At 66.4% G+C, this 3,839-nt stretch carries 1 protein-coding gene; it reads right to left on the reverse strand.

What is annotated here, in order from left to right; translation table 11 throughout:
* Positions 1–292 precede the first annotated feature (292 nt).
* Positions 293–3,097: an IPTL-CTERM sorting domain-containing protein gene (locus CK625_RS13430; RefSeq protein WP_095540831.1), complete on the reverse strand. Its 2,805-nt coding sequence runs from the start codon at positions 3,095–3,097 to the stop codon at positions 293–295.
* Positions 3,098–3,839 lie beyond the last annotated feature (742 nt).

A 3,839-nucleotide genomic window follows, 5' to 3' on the forward strand; every position in this document is an offset into this window, starting at 1 on the left:
TCAGCCTGGCGAGCATCAGCCCGGGATTGCTGCCCAAGCACTTGCTGCGGTTACGCCAGCGTCTGGGTGAGCAACTGCTGCCCAAACAACGACGGGGGCGACAATGCCCCCGTGTTGTGAAGAAGCCTCCTGCTCGCTATCCGCTCAAGCAGGTTCGTGCTGTTAAGTGAACGGCATTTCCCCGAAGGGCGGTTTTCACTCAGGGCCGGGTGCATGCCCGGCGGGGTTCAGGGCCGGGGGGGGCGGGGCCGTAGGTTCAGGTCCATGCCGGCTTTTCCCTGGCCCCGGCCGCTCAGGCGGCCTTGCGCAAGCGCCGCGCGCCCAGGCCGGCGACGGCCAGGCCCAGCAGCATCAGGCCCCAGTGGCCCAGCGTGGGCACGGCCGTCACGCCCATGGGGCCTGCGGTAATGGCCTTGGTGGCGGCCAGCGGGTCGCTAATCTCGCCATTGGCCGCGTTGTCCGCATCGCCCAGGCCGCCGTCGGTCAGGGTGATGCTGGTCACGCTGCCGCTGGCGCTGATGCCCGGGTGCGCGTAGAAGCTGTCTGCCGTGGCGCTGCTGCTGGCGCGGCCGTACTTGAGCGCGCCATCCACCGCGCCGGGCCATTGCACGCTCATCGTCACCTCGCTGCCCACATCGCAGCCCGTGAGCTTGAAGCGGAAGGCCCCATGCGGCAGGCTTTGCCCGCTGGGCGGCGCGGCCGGCGCGGCGATGAAGGCGGTGCTGCCCGCGTCAAAGCGGCAGTTGGCCCCGCCGCCGGTGAAGGTGGCCACCGCCGGGGCACCCGCGCCGCTGGGCGGCACCGTCGTGCCCTCGAAGCGGCGGCGCACGTCCTTGAACGCGGCCGTCACGCTTTTGGCGCTGGTCACGTTCGTCAGCGTGCAGGTCGCCCCCGTGCAGTCGCCGCTGAAGCCGTCAAACACAAAGCCCGCGTTGGCCGTGACCGTGCAGGTGGCATTGCCGCCATTGGGCACGGGGTTGGGCGTGCAGCTCACCGTGCCGCCGCCTGTGGGGTTGACGGTGGTGGTGATGGCGTGGGTCGTGGCCGTGGCGGTGAAGTTGGCCGTCACGCTCTTGGGGCTGCTCACGTTCGTCAGTGCGCAGGTCGTGCCGGTGCAATCGCCGCTGAAGCTGGTGAAGGTGTAGCCCGTGTTGGCCGTGACCGTGCAGGTGGCATTGCCGCCATTGGGCACGGGGTTGGGCGCGCAGCTCACCGTGCCGCCAGCGGGCGGGTTGGCCGTGGCGGTGATGGCGTGGGTCGTGGCCGTGGCGGTGAATTTGGCCGTCACGCTCTTGGCGCTGGTCACGTTCGTCAGCGTGCAAGTCGCCCCCGTGCAGTCGCCGCTGAAGCCGTCAAACGCAAAGCCCGTGTTGGCCGTGGCTGTGCAAGTGGCATCGCTGCCGTTGGGCACGGGGTTGGGCGTGCAGCTCACCGTGCCGCCAGCGGCCGGGTTGGCTGTGGCGGTGATGGCGTGGGTCGTGCCCTTGGCGGTGAATTTGGCCGTCACGTGCTGGGCGCTGGTCACGTTCGTCAGCGCGCAGGTCGAGTTCGTGCCCGAGCAATCGCCGCTGAAGCTGTCAAACACAAAGCCCTTTTTGGCCGAGGCCTTGCAGATGGCGATGCCGCCGTTGGGCACGGGGTTGGGCGAGCAGCCCACCGTGCCGCTGCCTTTGGGGCTGATGGCGGTGGTGATGGCGTGGGTCGTGGTGAAGTTGGCCGTCACGCTCTTGGGGCTAGTCACGTTCGTCAGCGTGCAGGTCGTCCCCGTGCAGTCGCCGCTGAAGGCGCTGAAGGTGTAACCCGCGTTGGCCGTGGCTGTGCAGGTGGCATTGCCGCCCTCGAACACCGAACTGGGCGAGCAGGTCACCGTGCCGCTGCCTGCGGGGCTGATGGCGGTGGTGATGGCGTGGGTAGCAGGCGGAATCAGCCGCACCACATCGGAGCGCATCACCGTGCCATCTCGCATGCTGAACCAACCGCCCACCAGCAGCTTGCCACTGTCTTGCAGCAAAAAGGAGGAGATGCCACGGCTATAGGTGATGACTCCGTCCACGGCGGGTGCGTTGAACTGGTTGTCCAGCGTGCCGTCGGCGTTCAGCAGGGCCAGGTGTTCGCGGGCCTGACCGTGCACCTGGGTGAAGTTCCCCCCGATCAGGATTTGCCCGTTGGGCAGCTCTTGTACGGCCTGCACCTGTTCACTACCACCCTGGATGCGGGGGTTGGCAAAGCTGGTGTCCAGCGTGCCATCGGCATTCAGACGCAGCAGCCTTTCGTAGGGCTTGTGCTCTACGTAAGTGAAGCCGCCCCCCACCAGAATCTTGCCGCTGGCCAGGCGGTGCAGCATCGTCACACCTGACGCAACATAGGCCAGCCCATCGTTGGCCAGGCTGCCATCGGGGTTGAGCCGGTACAGCTGCCCGTTGTTCGCCCCCGCCAGAATTTGGCCGTTGGGCAAAAGCAGCAGGCCCCCCGCCAAAAAGTGGTCGGGCAGGGTGTTTTGAAAGCTGGCATCGCGACTGCCATCAGCGTTCAGCCGGGCCAGGCCGTGCGCGGGCGCCCCGTCCACCTGGCCGAAATTGCCAGCGATCAGAATTTTTCCATCGGCCTGCACGGCCAGATGCTTCACCAGTTGGTTATGCGGCAGCAGTGCGCTGATGGTCGGGGAGGTGAAGCTGGTGTCGCGCGTGCCATCCGGGTTCAGGCGCACGACCCGCGATGCGGGCTCGCCAACGGGAAATTCGGTGAATCCGCCGGCCGCCAGCAGCTTGCCATCGGCCTGCAAGGCCAGGGCGAAAACCGGGCCGCCCTTGCCATCTAGCCGCTGTTCATCGGCGCCGCTGTTCACATTCAGGCGGACGAGCTCGGTGAGGAAGGTCGCCCACAGCTTGCCGTCGTGCTGCACCATGGCATGGGTGGAGCCTTGATCGGCCTTGAACGAAGCATCCAACTTCCAGTGCTGGGCCTGGGCGGTGGCGGCTGCGCCCAGGGCCAGCGCGGCGCCGGCGGCCCAGCGAGCCAGGCGCCTCAGGCACTCAAACTTTCGGGGGGGAGGGGGGAAAAGCTGCGGCAAGGGCCGCGCCGCCTGGCTGGGGTGCATGTGCAAGACCTCCTATGAAAAAAATGACCGGCGGGGAAAAACCTGCCCAAGAGACAGGTTTTTGCAAATCATGTAACGAGCTGAATCCATTGTAGGGCGCAGCCATGCGCTTGCCAACGGCTAACGTTGCTGGGCCGGTAGCCGGTGTTGCGCCTTTGCCCAGCCGCAGGCTGGGCTGCCCTGCAAGGGACTGCAATACAGTTTTGATGGCCAGCCTTGGGCAGGGGGGCGCGATGGCCTGGTTTTCTTGCAAGGCGGGGTTGGGGTTGCAAAGTGAGCCGTCTGCCTGAGCGCCTGTCAGGGGCCGGGAGATGGAGCAGGCCGCTCAGGCCCTACAGCGCCAGGGGTGCAGGTGGCAGCGGTGCGCTGGCGCATGCAATGATTCGAAGCCGCAAGACAAGGAAGGTGAGTCTGTCGCAAACCGAGGCTTGCAGCACAGCGGATCGGGGCCACGACGCAAGGCAGACTGGGGGCGGAGTTTGCGGGGGCGACTCAACAACACCATCAACCACACACGATCAATGACGCGATAAGGCGCGGATAAAAAAGGCGCCCCTCGGGGCAAATGCCGTTCACTTAACAGCACGAACCTGCTTGAGCGGATAGCGAGCAGGAGGCTTCTTCACAACACGGGGGCATTGTCGCCCCCGTCGTTGTTTGGGCAGCAGTTGCTCACCCAGACGCTGGCGTAACCGCAGCAAGTGCTTGGGCAGCAATCCCGGGCTGATGCTCGCCAGGCTGA

Source organism: Vandammella animalimorsus (genome assembly GCF_002285265.1).
Classification (GTDB): domain Bacteria; phylum Pseudomonadota; class Gammaproteobacteria; order Burkholderiales; family Burkholderiaceae_C; genus Lampropedia.